Below are 13,193 nucleotides of genomic sequence, written 5' to 3' on the forward strand. Positions count from 1 at the left end.
TACGATGCACGATTCCGCATCGCACTATCCAGTGTGTACATTCTTTTCAGCACTGCTGTACAGGGTGGAGAGAGCGGGTGGGTCACGGCATGGACGAACGGAATCTCGCGTCGAGTGTGAATTCACGAACGTACCCGATGGTTGAACACAGCGTCGTCCCCACCGTGCGGATCGATATGAGCTCAGGAACGTACCGTCGTGTCGGAGCCGTCCGTGGCTGAGCAGAGCGTCGTGCCCAGCGTGCGGACCCTGCTCGGCCGCGCCGACCTGCGACTGAACCTCGTGGGCTCCCCCGAACAGCAGCCGGACGGGGACCTGGATCGTCCGGTGCGGTGGGTGCACAGTTCCGACCTGATCGATCCCACGCCGTTCCTCTCTGATGAGGTCGTCCTTCTCACCACGGGGCGGCAGTTCGAGGAGGACGAGGATCCCGCGGCAGACGTCGACGGGTATGTCCGCCGGCTTGTGGGTCGCGGAGTGCTCGCTCTCGGATTCGGTGCCGGCGTCGTTCGTCCCGGCGTCCCGGAACCCTTGGCCGAAGCGTGCGCCCGGCATGGGCTGGTGCTGTTCGAGGTCCCCTACCGGACCCCGTTCATCGCCGTCGCTCGCGCGAATGCCGAAGCCGTGGCCGCGCAGGCGTATGAGCGTCGGTCGTGGGCGCTGTCCGCGCAGCGCGCGATCTCCCTCGCCGCGCTCCGCCCCGATGGACTCGCGCGCACCCTCATGGAACTGGGCCATCAACTGGACACCTGGGTGGGCCTGTATGACGCGGCCGGGGTGCTGCTGCGCGAACACCCGACCCACGCGCTCTCCCCCGCGGTGTCGGCGGCGGTCGACGCCGAGGCCGAGGCGGTGCTGCGTCGCGGTGCTCGCGCAGCCTCGGCCATCACCGTCGAGGGGGAACCCTTCACCCTGCAGACGCTGGGCCGCGGCGGCCGACTCCGCGGCGTCCTCGCAATCGGCTCAGCGGAGTTGGATCAGGAGGGTCGCGGTGTGGTCACGTCGGTGATCGCGATGGCGGGACTCGCCATGGAGCAGCAGGAGGGCCTGCAGCGAGCGCGCTCTCGGATTCAGGCGGGAGTAGTGGAGCTCCTGCTGGGCGGTCACACGACCCTCGCTCGCAGCGTGGCACGGGAGCTTACGACGCCGCTTCCGACCGGTCCGGTGCAGATCGCTCTGGCGGAGGGAGCGGGTCGCACGCTCGCCATCGCGGAGTGGCTGGAGTTGTACGCCGCCGACCACGGCGGCGAGGTTTTCGCTGGACGCACCGGCAACGATCTGATGCTCGTCGTGGCGGAAGGCTCCCCCGCTCCCGCGGAGGTGTCGAGCCGATTCGACACCCGCGTCGGACTGTCGGAGCCGTTCGCGTACGCCGAAGTGGTGACCGCCGTGGAGCAGGCCCGCGCGGCTCTGCATGCGGCGGGCGACGGACTGCTGCCATTTCGCGATCGACGTGCCCGCGGCGTGTTGGATTCGCCGTCGGCCGACGCCCTCACGGTGGCGCGGGCCGCCCTCGCGCCGCTTCGGGAACACGACGCGCAAACCGGATCGGACCTCACGCGCACGCTCCGCGTGTTCCTGGAGAACGACGGATCGCACGAGGCGACAGGGCGGGCGCTTGCCGTGCATCGGCACACCGTGCGCGCCCGCATCCAGGCCGCGCAGCGCCTGCTGGGCGTGGATCTGGCGTCGTTCCCCGCGCGCGCCGAGCTCTGGGCCTCCTTTCGCGCCACCGACGACTGACGCCCGCCGAAAGCTGGAAATCGCTCCTCGCATCGCGCTACGAGGAGCGTTTTCCATCTCCGCGTCCGGTCGATTCTGTGTTTGTGTTGCTTTTTCTGTGATTGCTTCGTATTCTGTGGGAACCAGCAAGGAGGCAGGATGTACGCGAGCGAACGGCAGGACGAGATCCGCGCGGTGTTGCGAGAGGACGGACGCGTATCCGTACTCGCGCTGTCCGAGCGTTTCGACGTCACTCCCGAGACGATCCGACGCGACCTGGATCTGCTCGAAAGCGAGGGCCTCGCCACGCGCGTTCACGGCGGTGCCGTGCTCGGCGCGCGGACCAGCCGCGTGGAGGTCCCCCTCCTCGAGCGATCCCACCGGGTGCCGGAGGCGAAGCAGCGCATCGCCGCTCGCGCGCTCCAGGCACTGAAGCCGGGCTTCCGCGGATCGCTGTATCTGGACGCCGGCTCCACAACAGCCCAGGCGGCCGCGAACCTCGACACGCACCTGGAGGCCATCGGCGGACGTGCGGAGGTGGTCACCCACTCCATGCAGCTTGCGGCTGCCCTTTCGGGTGCCGAGAACATCGCCCTCACCGCGATCGGCGGACGGGTGCGCGGTCTCACGGCGGCGGCCGTGGGCGGCGAGACGATCCGCGCGATCGGCGCACTGCGACCGGACATCGCCTTCGTCGGCACCAACGGTTTGTCGGCGGACTTCGGTCTGAGCACCCCGGACCCCGATGAAGCCGATGTGAAGGCAGCGATCGTTGCGGCGGGTCGTCGGATCATCGTGCTCGCCGACGCCGAGAAGTTCGAAGAGGATCTGCTCGTCCGATTCGCGTCGCTGTCCGACATCGACGTGCTGGTGACCGACGCCGCACCGCCGCAGCCGCTGGCGGATGCGCTCGACGGCGCCGGCGTGGAGGTGTGGATCGCATGAGGATCGTGGTTCTGAATCTGGCGCGGGATCGCGCTGGATCGCGAGACGGACGCGGTCGGTACACGTCGGGAGGTGGGGTCGCATGAGGATCGAGGTTCTGAACCTGGCTTCGGATGGCGCTGGATCGCGAGACGGACGCCGTCGGTACGCATCGGGAGGTGGGGTCGTATGACGATCGCGGTTCTGAACCTGGCTTGGGATCGCGTGGGATCGCGAGACGGACGCGGTCGGTACGCGTCGGGAGGTGGGGTCGTATGACGATCGTCACCCTGACCCTGAATCCCGCCCTCGACCAGACCGTGCGCCTCACGGATGCGCTGCAGCCCGGCGAGGTGCAGCGCGCTGACGAGCAGCGCACCGACGCCGCCGGCAAGGGCGTGAACGTCGCGCGCACCATTGCGGCTGCCGGGTCGTCCGTCATCGCCGTGCTCCCCCTCGCCGAGGACGATCCCTACGGTCCGCTGCTGCGCTCCACGGGACTCGTCATCCGTGCGGTTCCCGTGAACGCGCGCGTGCGTACCAATCTCACACTGACGTCACCGGGCGGCGAGACCACCAAAATCAACCTGCCCGGCGGCGCGCTCGACGATGCGGAGCTTGATGCGATCATCGCGGTCGTCATCGCCGCGGCACGCGGGGCCGAGTGGCTGGTTTTGGCCGGCTCACTGCCTCCTGGAGTCCCGGAAGACGTGTACGCACGGATCGCGGCGGCCGTGCGCGCCTCGATCACTCCCGCCCCGCGCATCGCCGTGGACACGGCAGGACCGGCGCTCGCCGCAGCGGTGCACGCAAGTGCCGGGGGACGACCTGATCTCATCAAGCCGAACGAGGACGAACTCGCCGAACTGGTGGGCGCTGCGTCCCTCTCCGGTGCGGAGGAGGTCGCTGCCGCCGCCACCGAACTCGTCCGCGCGGGAGTGGCGAACGTCCTCGTGACCCTCGGCGGCGACGGAGCGATCCTCGCCGACACGGCGGGCGCGCTGGCAACGCCCGCACCGCGGATCCGAGTGAGCAGCACCGTCGGCGCGGGCGACAGTGCGCTGGCCGGATACCTGCTGGCTGACACGGCCGGCGCGGGTCGCGAGGAGCGACTGCGTCAGGCCATCCGATACGGGTCGGCAGCAGCCACCCTGCCCGGAACCCAACCCCCTTCTCCCGCCGACCTCGGCACCGACCACCTTCCCGTACGCACGCTCTGAGCAGTCGCGACCACCCGTCGGCCCTCCCACGGGTGCTCAGCAACCGCAAGCGACACGGATACACGCCCAACCTCGACCAACGGAGGTCATCATGAATTCAGCAATCACCACCGAGCTGGTGTCTCTCGACGTGTCTCTCGGCGCGGACAAGAGCGCCGTCATCACGGCGCTCGCCCAGCGCGTGGCGGGCACCGGTCGCGCCACGGACGCGGCCGGACTCTACGCCGCGGCGTGGGCACGCGAGGAGCAGGACGAGACGGGCCTTCCGGGCGGCATCGCGATCCCGCACGCCAAGACCGCGGCCGTCACGGTGCCGTCGCTCGCTTTCGCCCGCCTGAACCCGGGCGTCGACTTCGGTGCCGATGACGGCCCGGCAGACCTCGTGTTTCTCATCGCGGCGCCCGCCGACGCCGACGAGGCGCACCTCGGCATGCTCTCCAGCCTCGCCCGCGCCCTGATGACCGACGAGTTCACGGACGCGCTGCGCGCCGCGGTGACGCCCGACGACGTGGTCTCACTGGTGCGGATCGCCGTCGGCGAGGAGGAGGCGGCGCCCGCTGAGATCGCCGCTGTGACGGCCACGCCGGTCGCAGTGACCGTGGACGACGCGCTGCTGATCGAGGGACGTCCGGCGCGCATCATCGCGGTCACCGCCTGCGCCACCGGCATCGCTCACACTTTCATGGCGGCCGACGCCCTCACCGCGACGGGACGGGAGCTGGGGATCGATCTGGTGGTCGAGCCGCAGGGCTCCAGCGGCTACAAGCCGATCCCGCAGCAGGTCATCGACGACGCCGACGCCGTGATTTTCGCGGTGGATGTCGACGTGCGCTCCCCCGAGCGCTTCGCCGGCAAGCCCGTCATCCGCTCGGCGGTGAAGCGCGGCATCGAGCAGCCGAAGCAGATGATCGCCGAGGCGATCGCGGCCAGCCGCGACCCGCAGGCGGCACGCGTGGCCGCCACGACGCAGACCACCACGGCGGAGACCTCGAGCGAGAGCGCCGGAGCGGCCGTCAAGCGCTGGCTGCTCACCGGCGTCAGCTACATGATCCCCTTCGTGGCCGGCGGCGGTCTGCTGATCGCCCTCGGGTTCCTGCTCGGCGGATACAACGTCACCGACGATGCAGCCAAGGTCATCACCGACAACTCGCTGTGGCAGTTGCCTGCAGGTGGGCTCGGTCAGTACCTCGGTTCCGTAGCGTTCATGATCGGCAAGACGTCGATGGGCTTCCTGGTGCCCGCACTCGCCGGCTACATCGCCTTCGCGATCGCGGATCGCCCCGGAATCGCCCCGGGCTTCGTCGCGGGAGCTGTCGCACTGCTCATGAACGCCGGGTTCATCGGCGGAATCGCCGGTGGTCTGCTCGCGGGCTGGATCGCCTGGTCGCTCGGCCGCCTCGACCTGCCGCGCTGGCTGCGCGGACTGATGCCGGTGGTGATCGTCCCGCTGATCGGCTCGATCGTCGCCTCCGGCATCATGATCCTCTTCCTGGGCCGCCCGATCGCGGCGCTGATGGAGGCGATGACCAACGGTCTGAATGATCTCGCCGGAACCGGTGCGATCGCCGTCGTGGGGCTGATCGTCGGCATCATGATGTGCTTCGACCTCGGCGGCCCGGTGAACAAGGTGGCCTACGCGTTCGCGGTAGCGGGCCTCGGCACCGCGACGACCGCCAACAGCACGCCGTACCTGATCATGGCCGCGGTGATGTGCGCGGGCATGGTGCCGCCGCTCGCGATGGCCCTCGCCTCCACGGTGCTCGCTCGTCGCCTGTTCTCCCCGGTGGAACGCGAGAACGGCAAGGCTGCCTGGCCGCTGGGCCTCGCCTTCATCTCCGAGGGTGCGATCCCGTTCGCCGCCGCGGACCCGTTCCGCGTGATCCCGGCCTCGATGATCGGCGGCGCGATCACGGGCGTGCTGAGCATGCTGTTCGGCGTCACCTCCCGTGCGCCGCACGGCGGCGTCTTCGTCTTCTTCGCGCTCGACCCGTTCTGGGCCTTCCTCCTCTCCCTCGCCATCGGGACCGTGGTGTCCGCACTCGTCGTGGTGGCGCTGAAGAAGTGGGCCCGCCGCACTCCCCTAGGGGAGGCGGTCGCGGAGCCGGTCGCCGCGTGATGTGAACGCGACAGCGCCGCTCGGACACGTTCCGGGCGGCGCTGGCGCATCCATGCCCCGGGATGGATGTCTGTCGCCCCCGGCCCTGCGGCGAGCACAGGAACATGCGCCGAAACCAGGACGAATCGCGTGAACCCCTCCTCCGTTCGCCGCATGATCATGCACTCACGACGTCGCAGGTGTCATTCCGCCTTCGGCGCACACCCGTCACACACGGATCACGCCGGACGCGACGGCGTCGTCGAGTGCCGCGGCGGAGATCCGATACGCCGCCGCACCGACGCAACATGCGGCGATGGCGCCCGCGGCGTTCGCGCGACGGACGGCGGCCTCCACGTCCAACCCCCGCGCGAGGCTCGCGGCCAGCGCACCGCAGAACGCATCGCCCGCACCGGTGGTGTCCACGGGTTCGATGTCGAAGGCCGGAACGTGAAACGCCTCCGCATCCCGTGGATACACACGAACTCCGGCGCCGCCCAGTGTGACGACCACCGTGATCCCCGCCGCGTCGAGGGTGTCGATGCCGCCGAGCGACTCGCACTCGGTCTCGTTCACCACCAGGATGTCCACGACGTCCAACAGCTCGCACGCATCTGCGCGGGCGGGCGCAGCGTTCAGGATGCGCACGGCATGATCGGCGGCGGAGAGCGCGCTGCGGACGGTGGCGGACGGAACCTCCAGCTGCGCGAGCACAACCGTTGCTTCGCGGACGGCGGCAGCCGCGTCCGCTGCAGTAAGAGCGCCATTCGCGCCCGCGGCGACGGCGATGCTGTTGTCTCCGTCGGGGTAGGAGAGGACATGGGCGATGCCGGTGGGCTGGTCGACCACGCGCACATGATCGACGCTGACACCCGCAGCCACCAGGGCACGCGTGAGTTGCGCCCCCGCGTCATCGTCACCGATGGCAGCGCAGAATCGCACGTTGGCGCCGCTGCGTGCGGCTGTCGTCGCCTGGTTCAGCCCCTTTCCGCCGGGAAATCGTCCTCCCGCTGTCCCCAGCAGCGTCTCGCCGACGGCGGGCGGACGCTCGACGCGCACGACGATGTCAAGGTTGGCGCTGCCGACAACGGCAACCGTCCCGCGCCGATCGCGATCGGCACCCGGATCGCGTGTCGCACGTACACGTTCAGGATGCTCGCGCGAACCGGATGCAGTCCGCGCTCCGACCCGTGTCGGCCGAGACTCGCGTGCCACGCCGGACTCCTCGCGCACAGCGAGATCGCGTCTCCCGTCACAATCACCCGGCATACCCGGCTCAACCAGGGGCTCGCCCCCATCCGCGACGGCAGACAGTCTCCGCGCGGGAGCCGCGCTCGGTCCCTCGGGCCCCCGCACCCCTCGCTCCGAGAGTGCGCGGCGGGATGCCGCGATGTCACGATGGGTCTGCGCGATGAGCTCATCCACGCACGCGAACCGCAGCGTCTCGCGCAGCCGCCGTACCAGCGCGACCTCAACGCGCCGGCCGTACAGATCGAGCTCCACGTCGTGCAGGTGCACCTCGATCCGCCGCGCACGTTCGCCGGCGAAGGTCGGATTGGAGCCGATGCTCACGCTGGCCCCGATACGCGCCCCGCTCTCCACCCGGACCCAGGCGGCGTAGATCCCGTCCGGGGGCAGCTCATCCGCATCCACGGCGAGGTTGGCCGTGGGGAAGCCGAGCACCCGACCACGGCCGTCGCCGGGAACGACAACCCCGGTGACGGTGCCGAGGTCGTGCGTCATGCGCGGGCGCTCGCCTGCTCGGCAAGGATGGCGCGGTACCGGCTCTGATGGAACACGAGCGGCTCGACGTCATCGAACAGCGTCACATCGAGGATCTCGTACAGCGCGATCTCGTGGTCCCCGCCGTCGAACCGGCTGTGGGGCCGGCAGGTGAGCCACAGCGCGGCGCCGTCGAGCAGGATCGCTCCCCCCTCGCTGCGCTGCCAGGTGTGGTCGCCGAAACGATCCTGGTCTCGTGACGACAGTCGTCGGCTCAGCGGTTCATGGTCGGCCGCGAGCACGCTCATCCCGAGCTCAGGAGCTGCGGCCAGCACCGGCCAGGTGCGCGACGACCGAGCGGCGCTGATCGCCACGAGCGCGGGGTCGAGCGAGATGGAGGTGAACGAGTTCACCGCCATCCCCACCGGACTGCCGTCGACATGCGCGGCGAGCGCGACGACACCGGTGGGATAGACGGAGAACGCCCGTCGGAGGGCCAGATCGCGCGGAAGGGGCTCGGCGGCTGCGGTCGTCATGTCTGAACCTTTCATTAGTCAACATTGACTAATGAAGATGATACTAATGGCCGGCGCTCCGAGCAAGCGGCGAACAAACCATTCAGTACGCTTTGTCCATGTCGACCACACGCCTCGTCGTCCTCGGTGCCGTGAAGCAGTTCCAACCGGTGCACGGCTACTTCCTGCGTCGCGAGCTGATGAGCTGGCACGTGGACGAATGGGCACACATCCAGCCGGGCTCCATCTACAACGCCCTGCGCGCGCTCGAGGTGGACGGCTACATCCGCGAGGCCGGCACGGAGACCGATGGCAAGCGCCCGGCCCGCACCACCTACAAGATCACGCCGACGGGCGAGGTGGAGCTGCAGCGCATGCTGCGCGAGAACCTCTGGAACGTCGAACCGTTCGACACTCAGTCGGTCATGACGATCGCCTCCTTCATGTTCGTGCTCAGCCGTCAGGAGGTCATCGCCGGCCTGGAGCATCGCCTGATCAAGAGCGACGCGATCATCACCACCAACGGCTTCAACGTGGAGGACACGCTGCGCTCGGACACGACACCGCGCTACGTTCGGGAGATCTTCGACCTGTCCACGGCTCGACTCGTTGCCGAGAAGGAGTGGGCGATGCGCCTGCTGGAGCGCCTGCGCAACGGCGAGTACGTCTTCGCCGGTGAGACCGTCCCCGATCCGGTCCCGCGCACGGATTGAGCGTGACAACGACAGAACCCCCGACGACGTCGGGGGTTCTGTCGTTCGAGACGGTTCAGCGCGCGCGGTAGGCCGCTCCGGGGTGCGAGTCCGCGAGTGCGGGCGAGGAGGTGCCCATGATGCGCTCACGCAGCGTCTGCGGCTCGTCGCTCGGCTCGGCGATCGCGCCGCGCTCCTTCAGGATCGGCAGCACCTGCTCGATGAAGTCCTTCGTCGACGCCGGCGGGATCACCGGAGAGAACAGGAATCCGTCGAGGTCGGCGCCGTCTGCCAGCTCGATCATCCGATCGGCCACCTGCTCCGGCGTTCCCACGACCGGGCGTGCGCCGACACCGTGCCCATGCCAGTCGCGCAACACATCGCCGACGGTCTTGTCGGCGAAGCGCGCCACCTGCGTCTGCGACAGCTCCGTGTGCAGCTCGCTCATCGGGGTCTCCGGGGCGTACGCGGACAGATCGAGTCCCGTGAACCACGCGTAGGAGGCGACGGTGACATCCGGGTTCTGCGCCTCGGCCACCGACGCGTACTTGCGCTGCGCCTCCTCCTCGGTCCCGCCGATCACGGCGGAGAACGCGGAGAGGATCTTCACCTCGTCGGCGCGGCGGCCGTTGGCGATCGCCTCCTGACGGATCGCCGTCGAGTGTCCGAGCAGCTGCTCGACGCTGCCGGAGCCGACGAACATCGCCTCGCCGTGCTTGCCGCCGAAGCCACGCCCCGCGGGTGATGCGCCGGCCTGCAGCAGCAGCGGTGTGCCCTGCGGCGAGCGGGACGTGTTGCCGAAGCCGTGCGAGCGGAAGTACTTGCCGTCGTGCGAGATGCGGTGCACCTTGCTGGGATCGGCGAACCGGCCGGACTTGTCCCGCTCCAGCGCGCCCTCCTCCCAGGCCTGCTCCCACAGCTTGTAGACCACCTGCATGAAGTCGTCGGCCATCTCGTATCGGTCATCATGGCCCACCATCGGCACACCGAAGCCCTGCACCGCGGTGTCCGCAGTGCCCGTGGTGACCACGTTCCAGCCGATGCGTCCGCCGGAGAGGATGTCCAGCGTCGCCATCCGTCGCGCGAACGCGTACGGCGGCTCCAGCAGGGTGGATCCCGTGGCGACGAGGCCGAGCCGCGTGGTCTCCGGGATCAGCGCGCCGAGGATGATCGCGGGATCCAGGCGCGGCAGGTCGAGGCCCTCCACGCTGCAGATCTCGGGACGCTCACCGGCGACGTCGGCCCAGCCCCACGCGTCGGCGAGGAAGAGGAAGTCGAAACCGGCGTCCTCGACCATGCGGGCGGTGTCACGCCAGTAGTCGAGCTTGTCGAAGAGGTAACGTCCGTTGTCCGGGTGACGCCAGGTGGCCGTTCCCGAGTCGTTGGCCTGTGCGTTCTCGAACAGGCCGAGCCGCAGCTGCTTCACCATGGGTGGTGCCTTTCTGTTGGGTGGTCTCTATCGGGCTCAGCGCGCGTTGACGTCGCCGTCGCTCCACCACAGCACGCGCTTGCGCACCACGGCGAGGAGGACGATCAACAGCACACCGAGCAGGGCGAGAAGGGTGATGGCGCCCCAGGTGACGGGGAGGTTGGCCTGAGCGGCGGAGGTCGTGACGAGGGAGCCGAGACCCGCCTGCTGACCGGCGGCGACGAACTCCGCCACCGCCGCGCCGACGACGGCCATCGGCAGGGCGATCCGCAGTCCCGCGAACACGTACGGCAGGCTCCCCGGCAGACGCAGTTCGCGGAAGGTCTCCCAGCGGCTGGCGTGCAGGGTGTGGAAGACGTCCAGTGCCCGCGGATCGACATCGCGAAGTCCCGCGAGCGCGTTGACGAGCATCGGGAAGAACACCACGAGGGCCGTCACGATGAACTTCGGAATCATGCCGAAGCCGAACGCCACCACGAGCGCGGGCGCGATGGCGACGATCGGCGTGACCATCACGATGACCACGAGCGGCATCACCGCCCGCTCGATGATGCGGAACTCCGCCATCACCACGGCGACCAGGAAGCCGGCGAGGATGCCGCTCGCAGCACCCACCACCACCTCCAGCAGGGTGGTGAGGAAGTTCGCCCAGTACATGCCCGCATCCTCGACGAGGCTCGCGCCGATGTCGTTGAGCGCCGGAATCACGTAGGGGTTCGCGATGGCGACGACCTGCCAGAGGATCGCCGCGATCACGAACGTGATCACGGTGGGCAGCCACGCGCCGGGACGGAGCCAGGCAGGGGTGGCGCGCTTGCCCGTCGCACGGGCCTCGCGGGTGAGCAGGGTGCCGGTGGCGGTGCTGCGAATGGTGTCGGTGTCAGACATGGACCTGCTCCATCTGGGCGCGGAGGGAACGGCGAACGACGGCTTCGATGTCGCGGAACGCGTCGGTGGCGTAAGCGTCTTCATCGCGGGGACGGGGAAGGTCGATGTCGATGACATCGGCGATGCGGCCCGGGTGGGCGGACATCACCACGACGCGGTCCGACAGCATGATCGCCTCGGGCACCGAGTGCGTCACGAACATCACGGCCTTGCGGTTGGACTGCCAGAACTCCAGCAGAGCGATGCGCTGCAGATCGCGGTTCATCTCATCCAGCGCGGAGAACGGCTCGTCCATCAGCATGATGGCCGGATCGAAGGCGAACGCCCGGGCGATCGCCGCACGCTGCTGCATGCCGCCGGAGAGCTGGCCGGGGTGCTTGTGGATCGCGTGCCCGAGCCCGAACGTGCGCAGCAGCTCCTCCGGATCCCGCAGCTGACGCTTACCGTTGGCCGCGCGATTGATCTGGACAGGAAGGCGCACGTTCTCCAGCACCGTCTTCCACGGCAGCAGGGCGGGCGACTGCGGTACCAGGCCGATGTTCTTCTTGCGCGACGCTTCCCGCACCGGTTCGCCGTCGATCGTGACGGATCCGGAATCTGCGTCGAGGAGGCCTGCCACCACCTTCAGCAGTGTGGACTTTCCGCTGCCGCTGGGGCCGATGACCGAAACGAACTCGCCCATCCCGATCGTGAGGCTGATGTCGTCGAGCACGGTGACGCGCTTGCCGTCCACACCGAACGACTTGCTGACACCGCGGACCTCGACTCCCGCTCCGCCGGCCGTCATTTCGCGGGCCAGACGAGAGCGTCGTCCTGGTACAGGTCGGCGACGAGATCCGCGTCCATCATGTCGGCGATGGCCGGCGGGCTCTTGACGTCACCGTACTTCTGCACGAGCGCGTACTCGGGCTCCCACATCGCAGCGGTCTGCACACCGGGAGCGCCGCCCGCACTGTCACGCACCCAGGCGGACTCCACCTCCCACGTGCGCGCCAGCTGCTCGCGCGGGAAAGCGGCGCCCTGGTTGTTGGCCTCGGCGAGCGCGGCGAGCTTGTCGATGCACATGTCCGAGTCGTCCAGGCACTCCCCCAGCGCCCGCAGGCTCGCCCGCATGAAGTCCGCTGCCACCTCGCGGTGCTCGGACAGGAACTTCGAGTTGACCTCCATCACGTTGTAGGTGCCCTGCACGTCGAACTCATCCGGCAGGAACTCCACGAACGGCTGGTCCGCGGCGCGCAGCGCCTGCGGCTGGTTGGAGGCGTAGCCGACGATGGCGTCCACCTGGTCACGCACCACGACCGTCGGGTCGTAGTTGGTCATTTTCACCATCTCGACCTTCGACGCGTCGACGCCGGCGTTGTCCAGCATCGCCGAGGCGATCGGGGTGAGGTTGATGAAGTAGCCGAGCGATCCGCCCTCGAGATCCTTCAGGGACTGAAGCTTCTCGTTGCCGAAGATCGAGAACGGCGGCGTGGTGCCGTAGGTGGCGATCGCGGTGAGGTTCTTCGAGTTCGCGGCAGCGAGCATCACGTCGCTTGCGCTGCCCAGTGCGGTGAACTGCGCCTGGCCTGCTGCCACGAGCTGCTGACCGTTGGCACCGGAGGCGTTGATCTCCACGTCCAGGCACAGCTCATCGAAGTAGCCCAGCTCCTTGGCGAGGAAGACGTCCATCTGTCCCGCGCTGGCGGAGTATCCGTAGCCGGAGATGTAGGTGATGGTGCCGACCGCCTTGTTCCGTGCGCACGTGTCGGTGTCGACGGCCGCGTTGCTGGGGGCTGCGGTCGACGAGCCCGGCTGCGTGGAGCAGCCGGTGAACACGAGTGTCAGAGAGAGTGCGGTCGTCACAGTGGCGGCTACCCGTCGTCGGGTGCGCTGCGCAGAGGGAGTGGCCATGGGGGGTCCCTTCTCGGCCTTCGTCATTGATTGGCTCGATCAAAGTAACATAGTCAATCTTGACTGTGCAAGATCAAACCAATCGGGACGCTC

Annotated in this window: 11 protein-coding genes; 5 read left to right on the forward strand and 6 right to left on the reverse strand. The window is 68.7% G+C overall.

Annotation, left to right across the window (positions count from 1 at the left end):
- The first annotated feature begins 213 nt into the window (after nucleotides 1–213).
- The 4 genes from ABTV68_RS16300 (at nucleotide 214) to ABTV68_RS16315 (ending at nucleotide 5,982) form a co-directional block, all read left to right on the forward strand.
- Nucleotides 214–1,743: a PucR family transcriptional regulator gene (locus tag ABTV68_RS16300; RefSeq protein WP_433674742.1), complete on the forward strand. Its 1,530-nt coding sequence runs from the start codon at nucleotides 214–216 to the stop codon at nucleotides 1,741–1,743.
- Nucleotides 1,744–1,881: 138 nt separating this feature from the next.
- Nucleotides 1,882–2,667 carry a DeoR/GlpR family DNA-binding transcription regulator gene (locus ABTV68_RS16305; protein ID WP_433674743.1) on the forward strand — a complete coding sequence of 262 codons (786 nt, stop codon included), beginning with the start codon at nucleotides 1,882–1,884 and terminating at the stop codon, nucleotides 2,665–2,667.
- A 254-nt stretch (nucleotides 2,668–2,921) separates the two neighbouring features.
- Complete coding sequence (locus tag ABTV68_RS16310) at nucleotides 2,922–3,866, forward strand: 1-phosphofructokinase family hexose kinase (RefSeq protein ID WP_433674744.1); 945 nt, start codon at nucleotides 2,922–2,924, stop codon at nucleotides 3,864–3,866.
- A gap of 91 nt (nucleotides 3,867–3,957) precedes the next feature.
- Nucleotides 3,958–5,982, forward strand: coding sequence for a PTS fructose transporter subunit IIABC (locus tag ABTV68_RS16315; RefSeq protein WP_433674745.1), 2,025 nt, complete (start codon nucleotides 3,958–3,960; stop codon nucleotides 5,980–5,982).
- A 207-nt stretch (nucleotides 5,983–6,189) separates the two neighbouring features.
- Here ABTV68_RS16315 and ABTV68_RS16320 read toward each other — a convergent pair whose 3' ends face one another.
- Nucleotides 6,190–7,704 carry a PfkB family carbohydrate kinase gene (locus tag ABTV68_RS16320; RefSeq protein ID WP_433674746.1) on the reverse strand — a complete coding sequence of 505 codons (1,515 nt, stop codon included), beginning with the start codon at nucleotides 7,702–7,704 and terminating at the stop codon, nucleotides 6,190–6,192.
- The gene (locus ABTV68_RS16325) at nucleotides 7,701–8,219 is read right to left on the reverse strand and encodes a flavin reductase family protein (protein WP_433674747.1); all 519 of its coding nucleotides are present in this window, start codon (nucleotides 8,217–8,219) and stop codon (nucleotides 7,701–7,703) included. Before ABTV68_RS16325 ends, ABTV68_RS16320 begins: the two co-directional genes overlap by 4 nt.
- A 98-nt stretch (nucleotides 8,220–8,317) precedes the next feature.
- Between ABTV68_RS16325 and ABTV68_RS16330 the strand changes: the two genes are divergently transcribed.
- Entirely contained in the window at nucleotides 8,318–8,911 is a 594-nt protein-coding gene (locus ABTV68_RS16330) for a PadR family transcriptional regulator (RefSeq protein ID WP_433674748.1), read from the forward strand.
- 55 nt (nucleotides 8,912–8,966) lie between these two features.
- Here the strand turns inward: ABTV68_RS16330 and ABTV68_RS16335 are convergent, their stop codons facing one another.
- From ABTV68_RS16335 to ABTV68_RS16350, 4 genes are read right to left on the reverse strand one after another with little or no spacing between them, the layout of a single operon-like run.
- On the reverse strand, nucleotides 8,967–10,319 hold the full coding sequence (locus tag ABTV68_RS16335) for an NtaA/DmoA family FMN-dependent monooxygenase (RefSeq protein ID WP_433674749.1): 1,353 nt from the start codon (nucleotides 10,317–10,319) through the stop codon (nucleotides 8,967–8,969).
- Between the two features lie 36 nt (nucleotides 10,320–10,355).
- Nucleotides 10,356–11,207 carry an ABC transporter permease gene (locus tag ABTV68_RS16340; protein WP_433674750.1) on the reverse strand — a complete coding sequence of 284 codons (852 nt, stop codon included), beginning with the start codon at nucleotides 11,205–11,207 and terminating at the stop codon, nucleotides 10,356–10,358.
- Entirely contained in the window at nucleotides 11,200–11,994 is a 795-nt protein-coding gene (locus ABTV68_RS16345) for an ABC transporter ATP-binding protein (protein WP_433674751.1), read from the reverse strand. The genes ABTV68_RS16340 and ABTV68_RS16345 overlap by 8 nt, the downstream gene beginning before the upstream one ends.
- Nucleotides 11,991–13,100, reverse strand: coding sequence for an ABC transporter substrate-binding protein (locus tag ABTV68_RS16350; RefSeq protein ID WP_433674752.1), 1,110 nt, complete (start codon nucleotides 13,098–13,100; stop codon nucleotides 11,991–11,993). Before ABTV68_RS16350 ends, ABTV68_RS16345 begins: the two co-directional genes overlap by 4 nt.
- Between the last annotated feature and the right edge of the window lie 93 nt (nucleotides 13,101–13,193).

This window comes from Microbacterium gorillae, assembly GCF_050990725.1.
In the GTDB taxonomy this organism is placed as follows: Bacteria; Actinomycetota; Actinomycetes; order Actinomycetales; family Microbacteriaceae; genus Microbacterium; species Microbacterium gorillae_A.

What these genes read in the sequence shown, in the direction of transcription:
- ABTV68_RS16320 (WP_433674746.1), bottom strand. Translation starts at nt 7,704, where the DNA reads ATGACGCACGACCTCGGCACCGTCACCGGGGTTGTCGTTCCCGGCGAC.
- ABTV68_RS16325 (WP_433674747.1), bottom strand. Translation starts at nt 8,219, where the DNA reads ATGACGACCGCAGCCGCCGAGCCCCTTCCGCGCGATCTGGCCCTCCGA.
- ABTV68_RS16350 (WP_433674752.1), bottom strand. Translation starts at nt 13,100, where the DNA reads ATGGCCACTCCCTCTGCGCAGCGCACCCGACGACGGGTAGCCGCCACT.
- ABTV68_RS16340 (WP_433674750.1), bottom strand. Translation starts at nt 11,207, where the DNA reads ATGTCTGACACCGACACCATTCGCAGCACCGCCACCGGCACCCTGCTC.
- ABTV68_RS16315 (WP_433674745.1), top strand. Translation starts at nt 3,958, where the DNA reads ATGAATTCAGCAATCACCACCGAGCTGGTGTCTCTCGACGTGTCTCTC.
- ABTV68_RS16335 (WP_433674749.1), bottom strand. Translation starts at nt 10,319, where the DNA reads ATGGTGAAGCAGCTGCGGCTCGGCCTGTTCGAGAACGCACAGGCCAAC.
- ABTV68_RS16330 (WP_433674748.1), top strand. Translation starts at nt 8,318, where the DNA reads ATGTCGACCACACGCCTCGTCGTCCTCGGTGCCGTGAAGCAGTTCCAA.
- ABTV68_RS16345 (WP_433674751.1), bottom strand. Translation starts at nt 11,994, where the DNA reads ATGACGGCCGGCGGAGCGGGAGTCGAGGTCCGCGGTGTCAGCAAGTCG.
- ABTV68_RS16305 (WP_433674743.1), top strand. Translation starts at nt 1,882, where the DNA reads ATGTACGCGAGCGAACGGCAGGACGAGATCCGCGCGGTGTTGCGAGAG.
- ABTV68_RS16310 (WP_433674744.1), top strand. Translation starts at nt 2,922, where the DNA reads ATGACGATCGTCACCCTGACCCTGAATCCCGCCCTCGACCAGACCGTG.